The 18,658-nt window shown below is 70.7% G+C and carries 11 protein-coding genes; 1 reads left to right on the plus strand and 10 read right to left on the minus strand.

The genetic code is table 11. The features are described from left to right. Window positions 1-15 precede the first annotated feature (15 nt). The 7 genes from DYE23_RS05270 to DYE23_RS05300 all read right to left on the minus strand — a co-directional run bounded on the left by DYE23_RS05270 (window position 16) and on the right by DYE23_RS05300 (window position 14,430). Complete coding sequence (locus DYE23_RS05270; protein ID WP_443678368.1) at window positions 16-2,304, minus strand: trimethylamine N-oxide demethylase; 2,289 nt, start codon at window positions 2,302-2,304, stop codon at window positions 16-18. Between the two features lie 11 nt (window positions 2,305-2,315). Further along, the gene (locus DYE23_RS05275; RefSeq protein WP_011895955.1) at window positions 2,316-2,690 is read right to left on the minus strand and encodes a cupin domain-containing protein; all 375 of its coding nucleotides are present in this window, start codon (window positions 2,688-2,690) and stop codon (window positions 2,316-2,318) included. Window positions 2,691-2,868: 178 nt separating this feature from the next. After that, the gene (locus DYE23_RS05280) at window positions 2,869-5,268 is read right to left on the minus strand and encodes a lysylphosphatidylglycerol synthase transmembrane domain-containing protein (protein ID WP_115326701.1); all 2,400 of its coding nucleotides are present in this window, start codon (window positions 5,266-5,268) and stop codon (window positions 2,869-2,871) included. A gap of 181 nt (window positions 5,269-5,449) precedes the next feature. Further along, window positions 5,450-7,117: an exodeoxyribonuclease V subunit alpha gene (recD, locus tag DYE23_RS05285; RefSeq protein WP_011895953.1), complete on the minus strand. Its 1,668-nt coding sequence runs from the start codon at window positions 7,115-7,117 to the stop codon at window positions 5,450-5,452. Further along, window positions 7,114-10,443, minus strand: coding sequence for an exodeoxyribonuclease V subunit beta (gene recB / locus DYE23_RS05290; protein ID WP_115326702.1), 3,330 nt, complete (start codon window positions 10,441-10,443; stop codon window positions 7,114-7,116). The genes recD and recB overlap by 4 nt, the downstream gene beginning before the upstream one ends. After that, the gene (gene recC, locus DYE23_RS05295; protein WP_115326703.1) at window positions 10,443-13,694 is read right to left on the minus strand and encodes an exodeoxyribonuclease V subunit gamma; all 3,252 of its coding nucleotides are present in this window, start codon (window positions 13,692-13,694) and stop codon (window positions 10,443-10,445) included. Before recC ends, recB begins: the two co-directional genes overlap by 1 nt. Window positions 13,695-13,731: 37 nt before the next feature. Continuing rightward, complete coding sequence (locus tag DYE23_RS05300; protein WP_013472758.1) at window positions 13,732-14,430, minus strand: DUF3060 domain-containing protein; 699 nt, start codon at window positions 14,428-14,430, stop codon at window positions 13,732-13,734. Between the two features lie 133 nt (window positions 14,431-14,563). On the opposite strand from DYE23_RS05300, the gene DYE23_RS05305 reads away from it, so the two are divergent. Beyond that, window positions 14,564-15,667, plus strand: coding sequence for an NAD(P)/FAD-dependent oxidoreductase (locus tag DYE23_RS05305; RefSeq protein ID WP_099962535.1), 1,104 nt, complete (start codon window positions 14,564-14,566; stop codon window positions 15,665-15,667). Here the strand turns inward: DYE23_RS05305 and DYE23_RS05310 are convergent. The 3 genes from DYE23_RS05310 to DYE23_RS05320 form a co-directional block, all read right to left on the minus strand. Further along, window positions 15,645-16,637 carry a magnesium transporter CorA family protein gene (locus tag DYE23_RS05310; RefSeq protein WP_099962536.1) on the minus strand — a complete coding sequence of 331 codons (993 nt, stop codon included), beginning with the start codon at window positions 16,635-16,637 and terminating at the stop codon, window positions 15,645-15,647. The two genes, DYE23_RS05305 and DYE23_RS05310, sit on opposite strands and share 23 nt — an antisense overlap. A 35-nt stretch (window positions 16,638-16,672) precedes the next feature. Then, window positions 16,673-17,374, minus strand: a complete 702-nt coding sequence (locus DYE23_RS05315; protein ID WP_013472755.1) for a crotonase/enoyl-CoA hydratase family protein — start codon at window positions 17,372-17,374, stop codon at window positions 16,673-16,675. Window positions 17,375-17,522: 148 nt separating this feature from the next. Then, the gene (locus DYE23_RS05320; protein ID WP_013472754.1) at window positions 17,523-18,551 is read right to left on the minus strand and encodes a phospholipase effector Tle1 domain-containing protein; all 1,029 of its coding nucleotides are present in this window, start codon (window positions 18,549-18,551) and stop codon (window positions 17,523-17,525) included. Window positions 18,552-18,658: the final 107 nt, after the last annotated feature.

Consider the following 18,658-nt stretch of genomic DNA (forward strand, 5'->3'; position numbering starts at 1 on the left):
CTTGCGGGGCCGGTGTCATGAGCGCGGCCGGGTCTTGTCGGGGTCGTAGAACGGGATCGTGGTGACGGTCGCGGGGATGCGCTTGAGGTGACCGTCGAGCTTGCCGATCTCGACTCGTGTACCGGGTTCGCTGTGCTGAACAGCGATGCGGCACAACGCGATACTCGCACCGAGCAGCGGCGAGCGGGTGGCGCTGGTGACCACACCGACCTGTGTGCGTCCGAGGTGGACGCAGTCGCCGTGTGCCGTGGTCTCGTTGCTGTCCAGGCGCAGGCCCACCAGGGTGCGTTGCGGATGCGCCTTGCGTTCGACCAGCGCGGCCCGCCCGACGAAATCATCGGTCTTGGTCTTCAGCGGCACGGTGAATCCGATGCCCGCCTCGAAAGGGTCTGTCTGGTCGTCGAACTCGTGACCGCCGGCCACCAGGCCCGCCTCGATGCGCACCATCTCCAGCGCTTCGAGACCCAACGGCGTCAACCCGTGCGGGCGCCCCGCGTCCCACAGTCGGTCCCACAGCGTCTCGGCGTCGCCAGGATGCACCCATACCTCGTAACCCAACTCACCGGTGTACCCGGTCCGGGAGACGAGCAGTGGTGCGCCGTCCGGCCCGTCGAGGCGTCCTGTCAGGAAACGGAACCAGCCGAGGTCGCGCAGCGCCGGCTGCCCGGGCGGTGTCCAGATCAACCCGTCGAGCACGGCTCTGCTGGCCGGTCCCTGGACGGCGAGATTGTGCATCTGGTCGGTGGAGTCCTTGATCCACACCTGGTGAAGACCGAGTCGCTCGGCCTGCGTGCGCAACCACACACCGCCGTGAGGATCACCACCGATGAAACGGAAGTTGTTGTCGCCCAACCTGAGTACTGTGCAGTCGTCCACCACACCACCGGACTCGCCGCACATCGCCGAGTAGACGACCTGGCCGCGGGACAGTCGGCGGATGTCGCGGGTGAGCGTCGCCTGCAGCAGGGCTTCGGCGTCGGGTCCGAGTACCTCGAACTTGCGCAGCGCCGAGAGGTCCATCACCGCGACGCGTTCCCGGCACGCCCAGTACTCGTCGTGCGGACCGTGGTTCGCGTAGCTGTTGGGCAGCCAGTAGCCGTTGTATTCGGTGAAGTCGGTGGTCAGCGCTCCCGTGCGCCGGGCGAACGCGGTGGATTTGGTCAACACCGGCTCGGAATCCGGCGTCAGCCGATGTCCCACCGCCACAGAGAACCTCCTCGAGGAGTCATAGACCCGGACATGGATGTCGGTGGGCACCCAGCCGTTGGCGGGGTCGATGTCGTCCGGGCAGGCCGACGACGCGCACACCAGGTCCGCGCTGGCGCGGAACAGCACGTAGTCGCCGGCGCGCGACCACGGCTCGTCGGATATCAGCTGGTGTGCCGCGTCGAATGCGGTGTTGTAGAACAGGTTCAGTGCGGGCCAACCTTGGCGGCGGTCGACCCCGAACCGGGCCAGCGCCCCGTTGAAGTTGTCGGTGCAGTTGACGTGGCCGAGATAGCCGAGGTCGGCGTAGTACTTGGCCGTGCAGGCGAGCGCGAAGGTGTCGTGGCGGCCGACGGTGTCGCGGACGACCTCCACGAGCGGGCGGGCACGGGCGTCGAAGAACTTCCCGAACAGGCCCGGGCGGGGGTAGGCGGCACCGCCGATGGTGCGGGTGGTGGTGGCGTCGAGCCCGTACTCCCTGCCGTCGGCGAGCCCACGGGCGTCGAAGGCCAGGAAGTCCGAACACTGTCGGCCGGCAACGTCGATGATCTGGATGAACTGGCCCTCGCGCACCTCGTACGACGCGGCCGTCTCCGCATCGATGCGCAGGTCGAGCAGCGGTTCGGCCAGCGGCGGCGGCAGTTCCGGGGTGGCGGGGCGGCCGGGGTCGGCGCGGTACACCGCGACGCGCACCTCCGAGGGTGGATTCGGATCGTCGCTGTGCGGGTGCATCGGCGAGGCCGGGGCGGCGACCAGGACGACCGCGTCGGCATCGACGGTGAACGTGGCCCGGGACCCGGCGGGGGAGTGGTGCCCGAACAGTCGCGTCGCGACCGCCTCCTGCTGGTCGACGAGATGACCGGCCAGCAGCGACAGAATTCGTTGTGCCGCATAACCGTTCTCATCTGATCCGGGTATTAGGCTGCGCAGTACCGTCGCCGCGGTGTCGGGGGGTGCGTCGGCCACGGCGCGGGGATCGGCGGCGAGCACCGTCAACTCGGCGGGCTGACGTCCGTACTGGTCGACGATGTCGAACCGGTCGCCGCCGAACACCGGGACTGCGGTGACCGAACCGGGTGCCACGCGGAAGCGTTGCACCACAGGCGATGTCAGGGTGCGAATGAGCGGTAGCCGACGTAGAAGGCCAGTGCGCGGGTGGGCGTGGAGAACAGGATGCGCGATCCCTTCGGGAAGAAGATCGCGTCCTTCTCGCGGGCGATCTCGACCTGGCCGGTGTCGACGTTCTCCAACCGGAACTCACCTTCGAGGACGACCTTCATCTCGTCGTAATCGTAGTAATAGTCCAGCGGCGCATCGGTATTGCGCAACTCGAAATAGCCCGACGACATCGGCACACCGCTCGGGTTGGCGTAGACGTCGTCGATGAATCCTTCCGTTCCCGGGTACTGCTCGAGCGACATCTGCGGAAGCTTCTGCCAGAAGCCGGATGTCACCAGAAACGTCGGGGCGGCAATGCTCGTCATGGAGCCTCCAAGGCAATCTCTTAGTGTGAAACCGAGTCTGTTGTGAGGAAACCATGGCGGGGTTTCGGCCAGATTACTGCTGCGTTTCTCTTGGCCGGCGGCCGCGAGCGTGCGTGAAATGCCGAAAACGTGCGGCGTGTCGGCCGCGGACACGCACGCTCGCGGAAAAAAAGGGGGGTCAGACCATCTCGTTGCGCGTCAGCCACCGCATGATCGGCCAGCCGACGAACACCGGGAGCCAGCATGTCAGGATCCGGTAGAGCAGCACCGCGGGGACCGCGACCGCGGCCGGCACACCGAACGCCGCGAGACCGCCGATCAACGCCGCCTCCACCGCGCCGACACCGCCGGGCGTGGGTGCGGCCGCCGCGAGCGTGCCGCCGACCATCGTGACGATCGTGACGGTGATGAAGCTGGCGTCCCCGCCGAACGCCTCGATGCTCGCCCACAGCGCCAGTGCCGCGCCCAGAGTCGTTGTCGCACAACCCAATATGATGACAGCCAGACGCTTGGGTTCGCGGGCGAGCAGCTTGAGATCGTCGAGCACCTCTTTGAGCCGCGGACGCACCGCCGTCGCCAGCCAGTGCCGCAGCTTCGGCACGAACAAAGACACCCCGATCGCCCCCAGCACCACCCCGGCGATCAGGTACAGCACCGTCGTACTCGGCACGAACCGCCCCAGGTCCGCCGACGCGCCCGCCGCCGCGCTGAACAGGATCAGCAACGTGATGTGCGTGATCACCTGCACCGACTGCTGCAGCGCCACCGCGGTGGTCGCCCGCAGCGCGCCCAGACCCCCCTTCTGCAGGAAACGGGTGCTCAACGCCAGCCCGCCGACACCGGCCGGCGTCGTCGTCGCGGCGAACGTGTTGGCCACCTGCATGACCGTCAGGCTGCGGAACGTGACCATGCCGTCGGCGCAGGCCCACAGCGCCGCGGCCGCGCCCAGGTACTTCAACCCCGACACAGCCAGCCCGACGAGCGCCCACCACCAGTTCGCCGACCGCAGCTCCGAGAAGAACACCGGCGCCGAGCTGATGAACGGGTACGCGACATAGACGAGCGCGACCAGCAGCACCATCTGGATCACCTGGTTGCGGGTGAACCGGGTGATCGTCTCGGTCTTGATCTGGTCGGCGCCGGTCTGATACTTGACCTCGTCGCGCAGCTTCGCCATCGTCGCGCCCGCGTCGCGCACCGAATCGCGGACCGCCTTCGGCACCGCCGCCTTCGTGAGGCGTCGTGAGGCCGCGAGCACCGCGTCGTTGCCGAAGACGGTGATCGCCGCCGCGACCGCTTTCGGCGGACCGTACAGATCGGCGGTCGTCACCAGCAACTGCGCGATGTCGGTGTGCAGATGAGCGTCGGACGCACCGAACTCGGCGCGGCTGAACCCGCCGAACAGCGGCCTGCCGTCGACGACGGTGATCTCGCCGCGACGCAGATCGCCGTGGGAGATCTGCTGGCTGTGCAGCACGCCCAGCGAGTCCCACACCCGGGCGACGGGAGTCTCGTCGGCGCAGTCGGCCAGCGGGATGCCGCGCGCGGGCTTGTGCGCGTAGACCGTCCAGCCGCGGTCCAGCGTGGCGACCGCGATCGGCTGGGTGTTCGCCATGCCGAGGTTCCCGACCGCCAGCGCCATCAGTGCGCGGTGTTCGACGGCCCGGCGCATGGACGTCTGCAGCGGAGCGGTCTCGTCGTCGCGCAGCCGCAGCTTCCCCCAGAACTGCCGGAGGAACCCGACGCCGCGCTGATGCGGCCCGTACAGCTCGACCAGCGCGGTCTCGGGCCCGGAATCGGAGTCGGCCTCGGAATCGGACGAGGCCGTCGCGTCGAGCACCAGGGGACCCTCTCCGGCGGGCCGGAGCACCCGCAGCGCCGCAGGAGGGAAACCACGCCGCATCAACGCCCGCACCGCGCCGTCCAGCGGAACCTCGAGGGCGGGGGTACCGCTGACGAGGACCACCAGCGCCCCGACGAACCAGCCGACCGCCAACCCGAGCAGCGAGCGCGCCGGCACGACCGCGCTGACGACCAGATGGATCGGGACGAACGCGAGCAGCAGCGCCCACCACCAGCGTCGCCACCGGGCAGGCAGCCACGGCCCCGACACGGTCAGCACGGCGGCGAGCATCGCGATCCACCGCGGATCGTCGAGGAACTGCGACAGGACCGTGTCGAGGCGCACGGTCAGGTCGAAATGCCACTGCGGGGCGGCGATGCCGTTGCCGGTGATCGACAGCGCCAGGATCGCGATCACCCCGGCCGCGCCGTAGGCGCCGAGCAGCTTCCACTGCCGGGCCAGGATCAAACCGATCAGGATGAAGAACGGCAGCCCGAGGATCGCGACGCCGTAGATCAGGTACACCGTGTTGGACTGCGTCGGGCTCAGCACCCCGACGATCCCGGAGATCGACTTCTCCAGCGCCTCCCACTCGTACCGGGTGATCAGCGAACTGGTCACGACCACGACGAGGAAGATCCCGGCGAGCGACAACCGGAAGATGTCGTTGGTGCGCCGGGTCAGCGGCTGGAGCAGGCTGCCCGAAACAGCGACGTCCTGCCCGTCAACACGCATGAAGCCACGATCTCTTTCGATTGGTCGTTTCCGGCTACCGGCTCACCGACAAAATAGCGACTGTTCGGTGACGATCGGTATACACGGCTGCGCGGAGCGATCTCGGCGAGATTGCGTCGGCGCAGGGGAATGCCGAGTGGGGGCCTGCTGGAATGCAATTTCGGCGGGATCCGCGGGCGGGTCAGCGGGCGGTGCTCAAGCGCCGCGCCAGCCCCGATGCGCGCACCGCGCGGCGTCCGACCGCCGCCCGCACCGAGGCCTCGGTCCCGACGACCTGCACCCGTTCCTTGGCGCGGGTGACGGCGGTGTAGAACAACTCGCGGGTCAGCAGCCGGGAGTCCTGCGGAGGCATCAGCACCGTGACCTCGTCGGCCTGGCTGCCCTGACTCTTGTGGATCGTCATCGCGAACATCGTCTCGACCTCACCGAGGCGGCCCACCGCCAGCTCCCGCGACGACGCCGGCGTGCCGATGTGGGCGCGCAGCCCCTCCGGCGCGGCGACGACGACGCCCGTGTCGCCGTTGTAGACGCCCAGCCCGTAGTCGTTCGCCGTCACCAGCAGCGGACGCCCGGCGTAGGGCTGCGACCAGATCGACTGCCCGGTCCGCTCCGCGAGCCACCGCTCGATCTGCCGGTTCCAGTGGGCGACCCCGAACGGTCCCCGGCGGTGCGCGCACAGCAACCGGTGCCCGTCGAGAATGCGCAACGCGGTCTCCCCGTCGCCGAGAAGCGCCGCCTCGCGCAGGTCCGCGGCGCGGTCGACGAGCGGGCCGCGCAGCGCGTCGGCCGCGTCGTCGGTGTCGAGCCAGCCGATCGCGTCCCCGCCGGCGCGCAGCACCTCGACGGTCGCATCGGCGTCGCCGCTGCGGATCGCGAGCGCCAGCGCGCCGATCCGCTCGCCGAACCGGTGCGAGGTGGTCAACTCGACGACCCCGGCCTCACCGAGACCGTCGACCAGGTCGGCGAGCACGGCGCCGGCGTCCACCGACGCGAGCTGGTCGGGATCGCCGACGAACAACAGCCGGGTGTCGGGGCGCACCGCCTCCAGCAGCCGCGCCATCATCGTCAGCGACACCATCGAGGTCTCGTCGACGACGATCACGTCGTGCGGCAGCCGGTTGCCGCGGTGGTGGCGGAACCGCGACGACGTGTCCGGCCGGCTGCCGAGCAACCGGTGCATCGTCGTCGCGCGCAGCCCCGCGAGCCGGGCGCGATCGACCGCCGAGAGCCGGTCCACCTCGGCCTGCACCGCATCCTGCAGCCGCGCCGCGGCCTTGCCGGTCGGGGCGGCCAGCGCCATCCGCGGCGGTGGACCCCCGGCGAGCTCGGCCTGCTCGGCGAACGCGGCCAGCAGCCGGGCCACGGTCGTCGTCTTGCCGGTGCCCGGACCTCCGGTCAGCACGGTCAGCGACCGCGTCAGCGCCGCCTCGGCAGCCGCGCGTTGCTCCTCCCAGCCGGCCGGGAACAACCGTTCCAGGCCGGGCACCGCCGTCCGCGGCGGCGACGACAGCAGCGCCACCACGTCGTCGCGCACCTGCTCCTCCTCGCGCCAGTACCGGTCGAGGTAGAGCAGATCACCGTCGAGGCGCACCACCTTGTGCTCGGCGAGGGGACTGGCCCCGACGGTCGAGAGCCAGCCGTCCGGGTCCGGCCAGGGCAACTCGGGAACGCCGACCTGAGCGGCCACGGTCCGCAGATCCACGCACACCGAACCGCTGCGCACGGCCCGCACCGCCAGCGCCACCGCGAGCGCGACGGTCGGGTCGGAGTCCCGGCCGAGCTCGGTGAGACGTTGCGCCACATGGATATCGGCCGGCTCGAACACCTCGGCGAACGCGTCGAGGCTCATGCCGGCACCGCTCCCGCGTCGAGCAGATCCGACAGCTCCTCGATCAGCGCCGCCGGGGGCTGCCAGCTGAACACCCCGGCGGGATGTCCGTCGAGGACCGGGGTGTCGGGTCCGCACATGCCACGCACGAACAGGTACAGCACACCCGCGATGTGTCGCCGCGCGGAGTAGCCCGGCTGGCGCCAGCGCAGGAACCGGTGCAGCACAACGCAGTACAGCAGCGCCTGCAGCGGGTAGTCGGAGTGCAGCATGGCCTCGGCCAGCCGTGCCGGCGCGTAGTCCGCAGCGGTGAGCTCGCCGGCCGGATCGCCGAGCCAGTTCGTCTTGTAGTCGACCACGAGGTAGCGGCCGTCGACGCGCAGCACCGCGTCCAGCGACCCGTTCAGATACCCCTTCAGCGGCTGGCCGGCGAGCGCGCCCGTGGTGAGCCGGGCGGCGTACGGGGCGAGCGGATCGTCTGCGGGCAGGTGCGCGCGCAGCAGGCGCCCGACGTCGGCGAGCGTGATGTCGGGCGTGTCGTCGCGGCGGTCGCCCCCGGCGAGGGGGAACTCGAACTCCATCTCCCGCAACCGGTCCCGCAATCCGATGTCGCGCAGGGTGACCCCGGGAGCCAACGGGCCCAGCGGGGTGTCGTGCATGGGCACCAGTGCGGCGGCGAGCTCGGCCGGCGGCACGTCGACGGGCCACCACAGGGAGTGCTCCACGACGGCGGCCTCGAGTTCGGCCGCCAGGTCGACCGCGAACGGGTCCGCGGTCTCCAGGACGGCGTGCACCAGCGTCCCGAACTTCGCGCCCATCGGAAGCCCGGCCATCGGGGACGCCATGTCGACATCCGGTGTGGCAGGCTCGGTGTCAGGCCCCCGGAGCTCGGCGACCTCGTCGTCGAGCTCCACCACCTCCGGCTCGCTGCCGACCCCGGACTCCTGCTCGGCCGCCCGGATCAGCCCGGAGTACGAGGTGCGCCGCCACAACGGGTCGATGCGCCGGTGGAAGTGGCGGACCGCGAGAGTGTCCGGCGGAGCGGGCAATTCGACCTCGACCCGCTCGGCGATGATCGACTCCTCCAGCACGGGCCCGCCTTCGTCGTCCCACGCGCGCAGCCGCGCCATCGCCTCGGCGTCGTCGATGCGGGCCGGGTCGCAGCGATCCGGCACCACCGGGTCGCCGGGCGCCCGGCCGCGCAGCAGCCTGGACAGCCCGCCGTTGAGCTCGTCGCGCGACGGCGCCCACCACGCCACCACCTGCGACTGGGCGCGTGTCATCGCGACATAGGTGAGCCGGACATCGTCACCGGCGGCCTCGAGCCGTGCCTGCTGCGCGACCGCGGCGAAATCGGGGCTGGACTCACCGCCGATGTGCAGACAGCGGATGTCGCCGGCCCCGTCGGATGTCGCGGGTTCGTGGAAGACGACGACGTCGCGCGGCTGGACGTTGCGGTTGAACGCGAACGGCAGGTACACCACCGGGAACTGCAGACCCTTGCTGACCCACACCGTCATGATCTGCACCGCGGCGGCGTCGCTGTCGAGGCGACGGTTGCGTTCGACCGTGCCGCGCAGACCGCCCCGGTCGTCACGCTGGGCGCGCAGCCAGTCGCGCAGCGCGGGCAGGCTGTACTGCTCGCGGTGGGCGGTGTCGTGCAGCAGCTGGGTCAGGTGGGCCAGATCGGTCATGTGGCGTTCGCCGTCCACCCACCGCAGGACACGTGCGCCCATGCCGCGCAACTGGGCGGCCTCGAACACCGCCGCCACCCCCCGCTCACGCGCGAAGTCGGCCCACTGCCGCAGTGTCTCGGCGATCCGGTCGGTCAGCGAATCACCCTGCAGGGCCAGCGCTTCCGCGGTCTCGCCGAAGAACATCGTGGTGGCCGCCGCGCGCACCAGGCCCGACCGGTGCGGCTGGTCGAAGGCCTCCAGCAGGCACATCCAGTCGTCGGCGGCGGGGGAGGAGAACACATCCGAGTCGCCGGTGTAGACCGCGGGGATCCCGGCGTCGGCGAGCGCGGCGAAGCACGCGTGCCCGTCGCGGTGGCTCTCGACGATGACCGCGATGTGGCCGGGCGCAAGCTTCTCACCGCAGTGGGTGGCACCGGAGTTCAGCAGCGCGGCGATGTCGGCGGCCATGTCCTTCGGAATGTGGTTGCGCAGCACGTCGATCGGGATCATGCGGTCGGGCCGGACGCGGAACTGGTCGCGTGTGCACACCCGCAGGCGGAACGGCTCGTTGTGTGGTGCGCCCTGCAGCCGGTGCTCGCGGTGATGCGCGTCGACCCTGCGCACCACGATGCGGGGATCGCCGAGCTGTGCGTCGCGCATGACCGCCTGCAGGCCCTCGACCAGCGGTGCGTCGCTGCGGTAGTTGGTGCCCAGCGTCCTCTGCACGCCCGCCGTCGCCGCGGCGTGCAGATACGTCACGATGTCGCCGCCGCGGAACGCGTAGATGGCCTGCTTCGGGTCGCCGATCAGGATGAGGGTGGCGTGTCCGCGGAACGCGCGGTCGATCACCTGCCACTGCACCGGGTCGGTGTCCTGGAACTCGTCGACCATCACGATCGACCACCGGCGCTGCATCCGTGCCCGGGCCGGGGAGTCCGGCGCCTCCAGCGCGTCGGCCAGTCGCGAGAGCAGGTCGTCGTAGTGCAGGATGCCGAGTTTGCGCTTGCGCGTTTCCAGTTCGGCACAGACGGCTTTGGCGAACTCGACCCGGACCGCGGCATCCGAACCCGGCGCGGGGTCGCGCGGCCGCAGCTCGGTGTGCGCATTGCCGACGACCGCATGGGCGAGCCGCAGCGCGGACTCGTGGGTCAGCAACGGCTCGTCGCGGTCCTGTCCGAAGTGGGCGAGGTACAGATCGTCGACGATCTCGGCGACCAGGTCGTCGAGGCTCTCCACCAGCTCCACACCGGAATCGGTGTCGCCGGCCACCCCGAGCGAGCGCAGCACCAGCTGGCAGAACTGGTGGGTGGTCGCGATCGTCGCGGCGTCGAAGCCGGCCAGCGCGTCGCGCAACCGCCGCCGGCGGGCGTCGCACTCTTCGGCGTCGCCCGTCACCAGGTGGCGGACGACCTCGTTGTCACCGATGGCGGCCGGATCGTCGAAAGCCCGGAGTGCATCCACGATCTGTGAGCGCACCCGCTCCCGCAGCTCCTGGCTGGCGGCGCGGCCGAAGGTGATCAGCAGCATCCGGTCCAGGGTGGCCACCCCCTCGGCGACATACCGGGTGACCAGACCGGCCAGCGCGAACGTCTTGCCCGTCCCCGCGCTGGCCTCCAGCACCGTCGTGGTGCGCGGCTCGGGCAGGGCGCCCAGCAGATCGAACGGCTCCATCAGTGTGCACTCCTCTCGGCGCGCAGCATCGGCAGCCACAACCGCGCCGCGAAGTCGGGGAGTCCGGCGGCGACGAGATCCTCCAGCGGAAGGTGCGGTCCCCACACGCGGACGTGCGCGGGGTCCTGGTCCTCACCCGGGTACCGGCCCGTCTTCCACTTCCAGCCGGCCTCCCGCAGCGGCTGGCCGCGGTGGAAGTCCGTCTCGGCCCACGCGTAGGACGTCTTGAGCGGCAACGGGATCGGTGCGCGGCGGCCCGCGTCGTACATCGCGATCAGGTCGGCCAGGACCTCGGCGGCGGAGTCCGGCGGCCCCAGCAGCCGCTCCCTGGTGGGTCTGCCGCGGTCGCCGCGGCCGATGCACACCGCGGTCCAGTCGGTGCCGGGTCGGTGAGCGGTCAACGCCACCAGGCGAATCCACGATTCCAGCAGATGCCGGCCGGCCAGCTTCGAATAGGTGACCGCGACCATCCGCTCGCCGTACAGTCGCGGGACGGTGCCGGTGAGCCGTCGCGCGGGACCAACCGCGACGTCGATGTCGACGGCGTGCGGGTCGGGTGTGCGGTATTGCTGCGCGGCCGCCGCGAGCGCGGCCGAACGCGTGGTGATCTCCTGGGCCCTGCGCCAGCCCAGCCGTCCCGGCGGCAGCGAACCGCGGCGCCACTCGGCCTGCTGCGCCTGCGCCGGGGACATCCCGCGCTGCATGTCATCGAGCAACCGCTGGCCGATCTTCCACTCCTGCAACGCATCGACGTCGACGGGGATCGCATCGTCGAGGCCGTCGACGTCCCACGGCAACGTGAAATCGAGCGCCCGGAAGAATCCCTTCACCGGATCCCGGAAGAACCCGATCAGGTCGTCGAGGGCGACGTCGTCGGCAGGCGGTGCGGGCAGCGGTTCGGCCAGTAGCGGCCGGTGCTCCTCGCGGTCGCCGGTGGTGGCCCGTGCCGCGGTCAGTGTCGTGGGGTCGAAGGTGAAGGGTGTGCCCACCGGCATGCCGAGTTCACCGGGGGTGACGTTGGCGATGTCGAACGGCTGCAACGGATGTGAGGTGTGGACACGGTCGCGGACCGGAGAGGAGGTGGTCACGTCGAGGGTGTCGAGCAACTCGACGACAGGGACCGCCGGCGGCCTGCGCTGCCCGCTGTACTCGTTGGCGCCGGTATAGGTGATCACCAACTTCTCGGTGGCGGCCCCGATCGCGTCGAGCAGCAACTGCCGGTCCTCGGAACGGATGTCGCGTTCCCCGGTCATCGGATCCCGCGCCAGCGCGTCGTCCCCGTCGACGACACCCACCCGCGGGAACACGCCGTCGTCGAGGCCGACCAGGCACACCACCCGGTGCGGCACCGAGCGCATCGGCACCATCGTGCACACCGTCAGCGTGCCCGTCCGGAAGTTGGCGCGGGTCGGCCGTCCGGCGAGATGCCGGTCCAGCAGCGACCGGACGTCCGACAGGCGCAGTTCGGTGCCGGCGTGCACCCCCGCCGCGGCAGCGATGTCGGCGAGTTCGCGCTCCAACTGGCTGTGCTGCCACAGGTCGCTGTCGGGCACCGCGGTCAACTCCGACACCCCGGTGCGGATCCGCGCCAGCCAGTCGGCCAACATCGCTGTGCCGGTGAGGGATTCGACGGCATCGCGGAGCCGGTCGACGAACTCGGCGAGCCGGCCGGCGAGCTCGACCCGGTTGCTGCTGACGTCGTCGAGCGGGAGTGTGGTGTCGAGCCAGGCGCGCGAGTCGTCACTCATCGCGACCCCGGCGAGCACCCGGTCGATGCCGAAACGCCAGGTGTTCTGGACGAAGTCCACCCCGTAGGGACGGCGGTGGTCACGGTCGAAACCCCAGCGGATGTTCGACTCCCGCACCCAGGTGCCGACCGCGTCGAGGTCGTCGTCGGAGAAGCCGAACCGTGCCCGCACCGGTGCCGCCTCCGCGACGTCGAGCACCTCGCCGGCGGTGGCCCGGCTCCCCGCCAGCTCCAGCAGCCGGCGCGCGACCCCGAGCAGCGGATTGGTCTGGGTCAGCGCACGATCGGCGAGCTTGACCCGCAGCCGGTGCGCGGGATGCGCACCGGAGACGACATCCCCGAGGCCGAAGCCCGCGACGATCAGCGGTGCGTAGGCCTCGATGTCGGGGCACATGACGAGGATGTCGCGGGGCTCCAGCGTCGGATCGTCCTCGAGCATGCCCAGCAGCACTTCGCGCAGCACGTCCACTTGACGGGCCGGACCGTGGCAGCTGTGCACCTGCACGGATCGGTCACCGGCATCGTGGGTACGGCCCTCGGCGCGCACGCGATCGGCGCCGATGTCGGACTGCAGCCAACCCAGCAGCGTGTCGGGGCGGGCGACCGATCCCAGAGACTCGTCGGACACGGTGTCGGTCGGCAGGCAGCGCTGCAGCTCGCGCAGGTCGCGACCGAGGGTGGCCAGCAGCGGATGCCCGACCCGGCGGTGGGACGTGTCGTCGCGACGCGGGATCACGTCCCGCACGTCGCGCAGCGAGGTCCACAGCGCATCGCTGGGGTGGGGCAGCCACAGGTGCAGGTCGTGGTGTGTGGCCACCGCGGCCAGCAGCTCGATCTCGGTGACCGGCAACCGGGTGTGCCCGAACAACGACAGCCGTTCCGGGAGGTCCGTCGGCGAGTCGACAAGCCGCGCAACGGTTTCGGCGTGCCGGACGTGAGGCGGATCGGCCTGTACCCGATCGACGAGCGCACGGTACAGCTCGGGCTGCCACCGCAGGTCGGCATCGAGACCGTCGGTGCGGCCGGCCAGCCAGTCCTCGAGCAGCCGCGGCCGTTGCGTCGCATAGGAGGCGAACAGTCCGGCCAGGCGCCGCGCCACCGCGTACCGCCTGCCCTGCCGGAGCTCCCTCTCCTCACCGTCGGCGAAGTGGCCGAGGTGCGCGCCCAGCGTCGAGCACCACGGCTCGGCGAGGCAGTCGTCGATGACGGCCAGCAGCGGCCACACCATCGCGTCCGGTGACCACGGATCGTGCTCGCGGGTTCCGGTGAGCTCGGCGATCAGCGACCGCGGATGGCGGAACGTCACCCCCGCGCAGATCCCGTCCTGCCCCGACCCTCGCCCGAGCACATGCGACAGGCGTTGGCTCAGCCAGCGTTCGGTGCCGCGGGCCGACACCAGGACGAGGTCCTCGGCGAACGGATCGGCGGGCGGATCCGACAGCATCGCGCCGAGGCCGTCGGCGAGCAGATCGGTGCGGTCGGCCCGATGGAGGTGCAGGGCCATCGGCGCCCAGACTACGGCGTGCGCCGCGTCCCGGTGGTCACTGCCGTTCGATCACGTTGCCGCTGCCCGACGTCGAGGTCTGCGGATCGCCGGCCAGGAACGTCACCCGGTTGTGAAAACCGGACGCGCTGATCGTGCCCGCCGACTCGACGGTGACGGTGTTGTCGACGCCCGACACGGTCACCGACCCGCAGCGGCCCGTGACCTCGATCGTGTTGTTCACGCCGCTGATGCTGACCGTCCCCTCGTCGCAGACGATGGTCTGGTTCTTCTCGACACCGCCGATGCTGACGAACCCGCCGGAGTCGACGGTGATGACCTGTTCGGTGGAGTCGGTGCGGGTCTGCACCTGCGGCGGCAGCGGCGCATCGAGCGGGCCGCCGCCGCCCGAGACCGGCGGGGTGTAGGTGTAGCTGTCCGGGGTGCCCGAGCTGAAATACGCGACGATGCCGATGATGCCGGCGGCCAGCACCACGACGACCACGACCGGGATCAGCCACAGTGCGGTGTTCGAGCGCTTGTGCACGACCCGCTGCGGTGGGGCGTAGTACGGCGACCCGTACACCGGTGCCGGATGCTCGACGCCCGGCGGCATCGGCGGAAGGGCAACGTCCTGATACGGCGGGACAGGCGGCGCGCCGTAGGGGTGCGTACCGAGCTCGCTGGCCCTCGCGCGGTCGGCCAGCGGACGCTCGAGGTCCCTGATGCGGGCCTCAGGATCCCCGTTCGGTTCCATGCGCAGATGTTGACACACCGGCCACCGCCGCTCAACGGAACTCGACGAGGCCGTCCCAGCGAATCTGACCGAACGCTGACCACTGAGCCGAGGCCGCGATTGGCCGCCCTGTGAAGGTGGTACTCACGACGACATGGCGGCACCGGGATTCATCGCCGTCGGCAGTGGTCCGGCGGGGGTCAGCGCGGCGGAGACATTCCGTCGGCGCCACCCCCGCATCCCCGTGCGGATCCTGTCGGCAGACCCCGCGCTGCCGTACTCCAAACCTCCGCTCAGCAAGGAATTTCTCGGCGGCGGGCACACCAACCTCGAACTGCACAGCGTCGGCTGGTTCGCACGAAACGACATCGACCTGCACCTCGGCGTCACGGTCGACCACATCGACGTCGACACCCAGGAGGTCGTCACCGTCGGCGGCGCCCGCTACCGGTACTGGCACCTGGTCCTCGCCCCCGGGTCGGCCGCGGTGCCGCTGTCGGTGCCCGGCGGCGACTCGGCGCAGCCGCTGCGATCCTTCAGCGACGCCGTCGCCCTGAAGATGGCGGCGCGGTTCGCCGACACCGCCGCGGTGATCGGCGGCGGACTGGTCGGGTGCGAGACCGCGGCCCGCCTGGCCGGGATGGGTCTGTCCACGACGCTGGTGGTTCCGGAGCCGGCGCCGCTGTGCCGGCGCTTCGGCCCCGACGTGGGCGAGCGGGTGCACGAGATGCTCACCGAGGCGGGGGTGCGGGTGGTGACCTCGGCGACCGTGATCGAGGTGGGCTCGGACGGTGTCACCGTGGCGACGGGCGAGCGGATCGCCGGTGAGGTCGTGGTCGCCGCCACCGGGGTACGGCCCGACATCAGGCTGGCCGCCGAGGCGGGCCTGGCGACCGAGCGCGGGCGGGTCGTCGTCGACGCACACATGCGCACCTCGGCGCGCAACGTGTACGCCGCCGGCGACGTGACGCTGGCCCACAACGTCGCCGCCGGCCGCCCGGTGGTCGCCGAACACTGGCGCGATGCCGCCCAGCAGGGTCTCGTCGCCGGTCTGACCGCGGCCGGGGCGCCGGCGGTGTGGGACAAGGTGCCCGGATTCAGCGCCACGATAGGGACATTCACGCTGAAATACCGCGGATGGGGAGGCCGGCACGACACATCGGACCTGAGCGAGCGCGCCGGCGGTTTCACCGTGGCCTACCGGGCCGGCGGCCGTGTCGTCGGAACCCTGGACGTCACAGCCAATCCCGCGCCTTGAACGTCCAATACAGCACGATGACGAGCACGACGATGATCGACGTGCTGGTCACGAAGCCGCCGACGGTGTCGATCCCCGGGTAGTCCACGTTCTGGCCGTAGAAACCGGTGATCGCCGTCGGCACGGCGATGATCGCGGCCCAGCCGGTCAGCTTCTTCATCACGATGTTCAACCGCGCGTCCTGCAGGGACAGGTTCGTCTCGAACACGGTGGTGACCATGTCGCGCAACGACTCCGTCCACTCCGAGGCCCGCAGCACATGGTCGTACAGGTCGGCGTACACCGCGTCGAGTTCGACCGCGTTCCTGGCGTCCAGGCGGCGGTGCTGGAGCGCCGTGACGACCTCCCGCATCGGCAGCACCACACGGCGCAGCGAGACCAGGTCCTTGCGCAGCTGAAAAGTCCTGCGCTGCAGTCGACCTCGCAGTGGACGCTCGGCGAAGAGGTCGTCCTCAAGTGATTCGATCCCGTCGTCGAGCGACTGGACCGCGGCGAAGTGGCCGTCGACCACCACGTCGAGAAGGGCGTGCACCAGCGAACCGACCCCGTGCTCCTGCCCGCCGAGATCGTCGTAACGCCGGGACACCTTCTCCATGTCGACGTGCGGGGAGATCCGCACGGTGATCAGCCCGCGAGGCAGCACGAACCCGGAGATGCGGTGGATCTCCAGGGTGGACTCCGAGTTGTCCTCCGGCGCAGGGTCCTTCACCCAGACGTCGTACACGGTGAAGAACGTGTGCGTCTTGTAGACCACGGCCTTGGTCCGCTCGGCGTCGGCGATCGCGTCCTCGACCGCCCACTCGTTGAGGCCGATCTCCTCGGCGAGGCTCTTGAGCGTCGCGTGGTCCGGGTCGTAGATGTCACACCACAGCAGCGTGCCCTCGGTGGCGAGGTACTCCGAGATCGCCGAGAACTCGAAGTCGTCGGCGGTCTTTCCGTCCCGCCAGATCCTGCCGTGGACATGGGTCACCGGGCCATCATGGCACCGCGACGGCGCCGTCGGCGTCAGCCGAGCGTGAACTCCGTCGCGAGCCCGTCGATTCCGGCCCGGATCGCGTCGAGGGCGTACTTGCGCGCCTTGAGCTTGGTCGCGAGGTGTGCACCGGCGTGCAGCGTGGTCGCGGCCTCGGCCGCCACCTGCTGCGCGCGGGTGAGTACCTGATCGGCCTCGACGATCTCGTCGAGCCAGCCGGCTGCGACGGCGTCGTCACCGACGTAGGTCGAGGCCAGCGCGGCGCTGCGCTCGAATGCCGCGGGGGTCAGCCGGGCGCGCATGATCTCCAGCGCGGCGATCGGGATCGTCATGCCGATCGCGACCTCGATGGCCTGGCACCGGGTCTTCGGTTGCCCCACCCGGTGATCGCCCGACAGCAGCAGGAACGAACCCATCGCGATCGCCGGCCCCGTCGCGGCGATGATCACCGGCACCGGGAAGGTCAGCGTCCGCACCGACAGCTCGAAGCCGCCCGACAGCATGCCCAGCGCCGCGGCGGCGTCGCCGGACTGGAAGACCCCGAGATCGAAACCGCCGCTGAACACCCGCGAATTGCCCGCGAGGACGACGGCCTTGGCCTTGTCGGCCTCGGCCCGGTCGAGCGCGTCGTTGATCGCGGCCTGCATCGCGGGGCCGAGGACGTTCACCTTGCCGTCGTCGAGGGTGACGGTGGCGACGGAGTCAGCGAGGTCATAGGACACGGTGCCGGTCATGGGGACGAACGTAACAGCGGCGGGGTTCGGCCCGCGAAACGCGTAGTGGACTACGCGCGACTGCCGGCGCCACGGTTCCTACCGTGAGATCTGCGCGGTGTCACGAGGGGTTACCGCGCCTCGCTGCCGGCTTCCTTGCTGTGGGGGTTCAGGAAGCCGCGACGAGTGCCGGGATCTCCGCGGCGGGCGGGGGCGCCGCGGAGCCCGGCACCAGACGTTCCGAGCGGGCGTCCCAGTCCGGGTCCGCCCACACCACGCGCGACGGTAGGCGCCGCCAGTACGACGGATGCGCCCGCAGAAAACACTGCACGCTCGCGTGCACCGTCGCCTCCTCCGGAACTTTGCGGAAGGTCACCGCCGGGACGCCGCCGGCGAGCGCGTCGGCACCCCGGGTGGCGTACCGCTCGGGGCACTGCCGCAGCGCCGCACCGGCCCGCACCGCGCCGTCGAGCACCCAGTCCAGCGCGACGCCGGCCAGCCATGGTCGCGCGCCCCGACCGCCCGTGATATCGCCGTGGGTGCCGCGGAACCACACCTCCTCCACGCCGCCGCCCGCTGCGCCACCCAGCAACTGCGGCCCGGGATGCGGGTACCCGCCGTCGATCGCGACCGCATGGCGGGCCGAGCGCACCGTGGGCAACCGTCCCACCGCCCCCGCCCGCGCGAACCCCGCCGGCGCGACGCAGTCCCACAGACCCAGGAACGCCACCTCGACCGCCACGTCGTCACGATCCGACAGGCCCGCGACGACCCCGGCGATACGCCGCCAGTCAGCGGCGTCTCGCGGGGTTCGCGGCAACGCGTAGGTGGACAGCGCGTACTCACGGAAATCGTCGGTCGTCCATCCGGGGACGTCACCGTTGAGGACACCGACCGTTCCCAGCAGCCGGGCGAGCGCGTACGCCGACACCGCACCGCGGCCTGCACCGAACAGGAAGAGGCGGTCGCCCGGCGCCCATTCGTCGACCAGGAATCCGTAGGCCCCGGCAACGGCCGCGCGGGCCGCGTCGAGGGCGGTGTGTCCGGCACCGAACGCGCCCCGGCGGTGTCCGGGACACGTGGGGGACCACACGATCTGATCGGCCGACCTCTGGAGCAGCACCGCCGACACCGAGGCGTTGGTGGACTCCGCGACACCGTCGCGGTCACGGTCGAAGCACAGCGCGATGTTCTTCACGAAGACCCCCGACACGGGTTGCCGACAGCGCCGGGGTCGAGTTTGCCAGAATCGCCGACGACGAGGGCCTCTTTGCCGATAGTCGGGCCGACGGTCGGCCGGGGACT

It is taken from the genome of Mycolicibacterium gilvum, from assembly GCF_900454025.1.
In the GTDB taxonomy this organism is placed as follows: domain Bacteria; phylum Actinomycetota; class Actinomycetes; order Mycobacteriales; family Mycobacteriaceae; genus Mycobacterium; species Mycobacterium gilvum.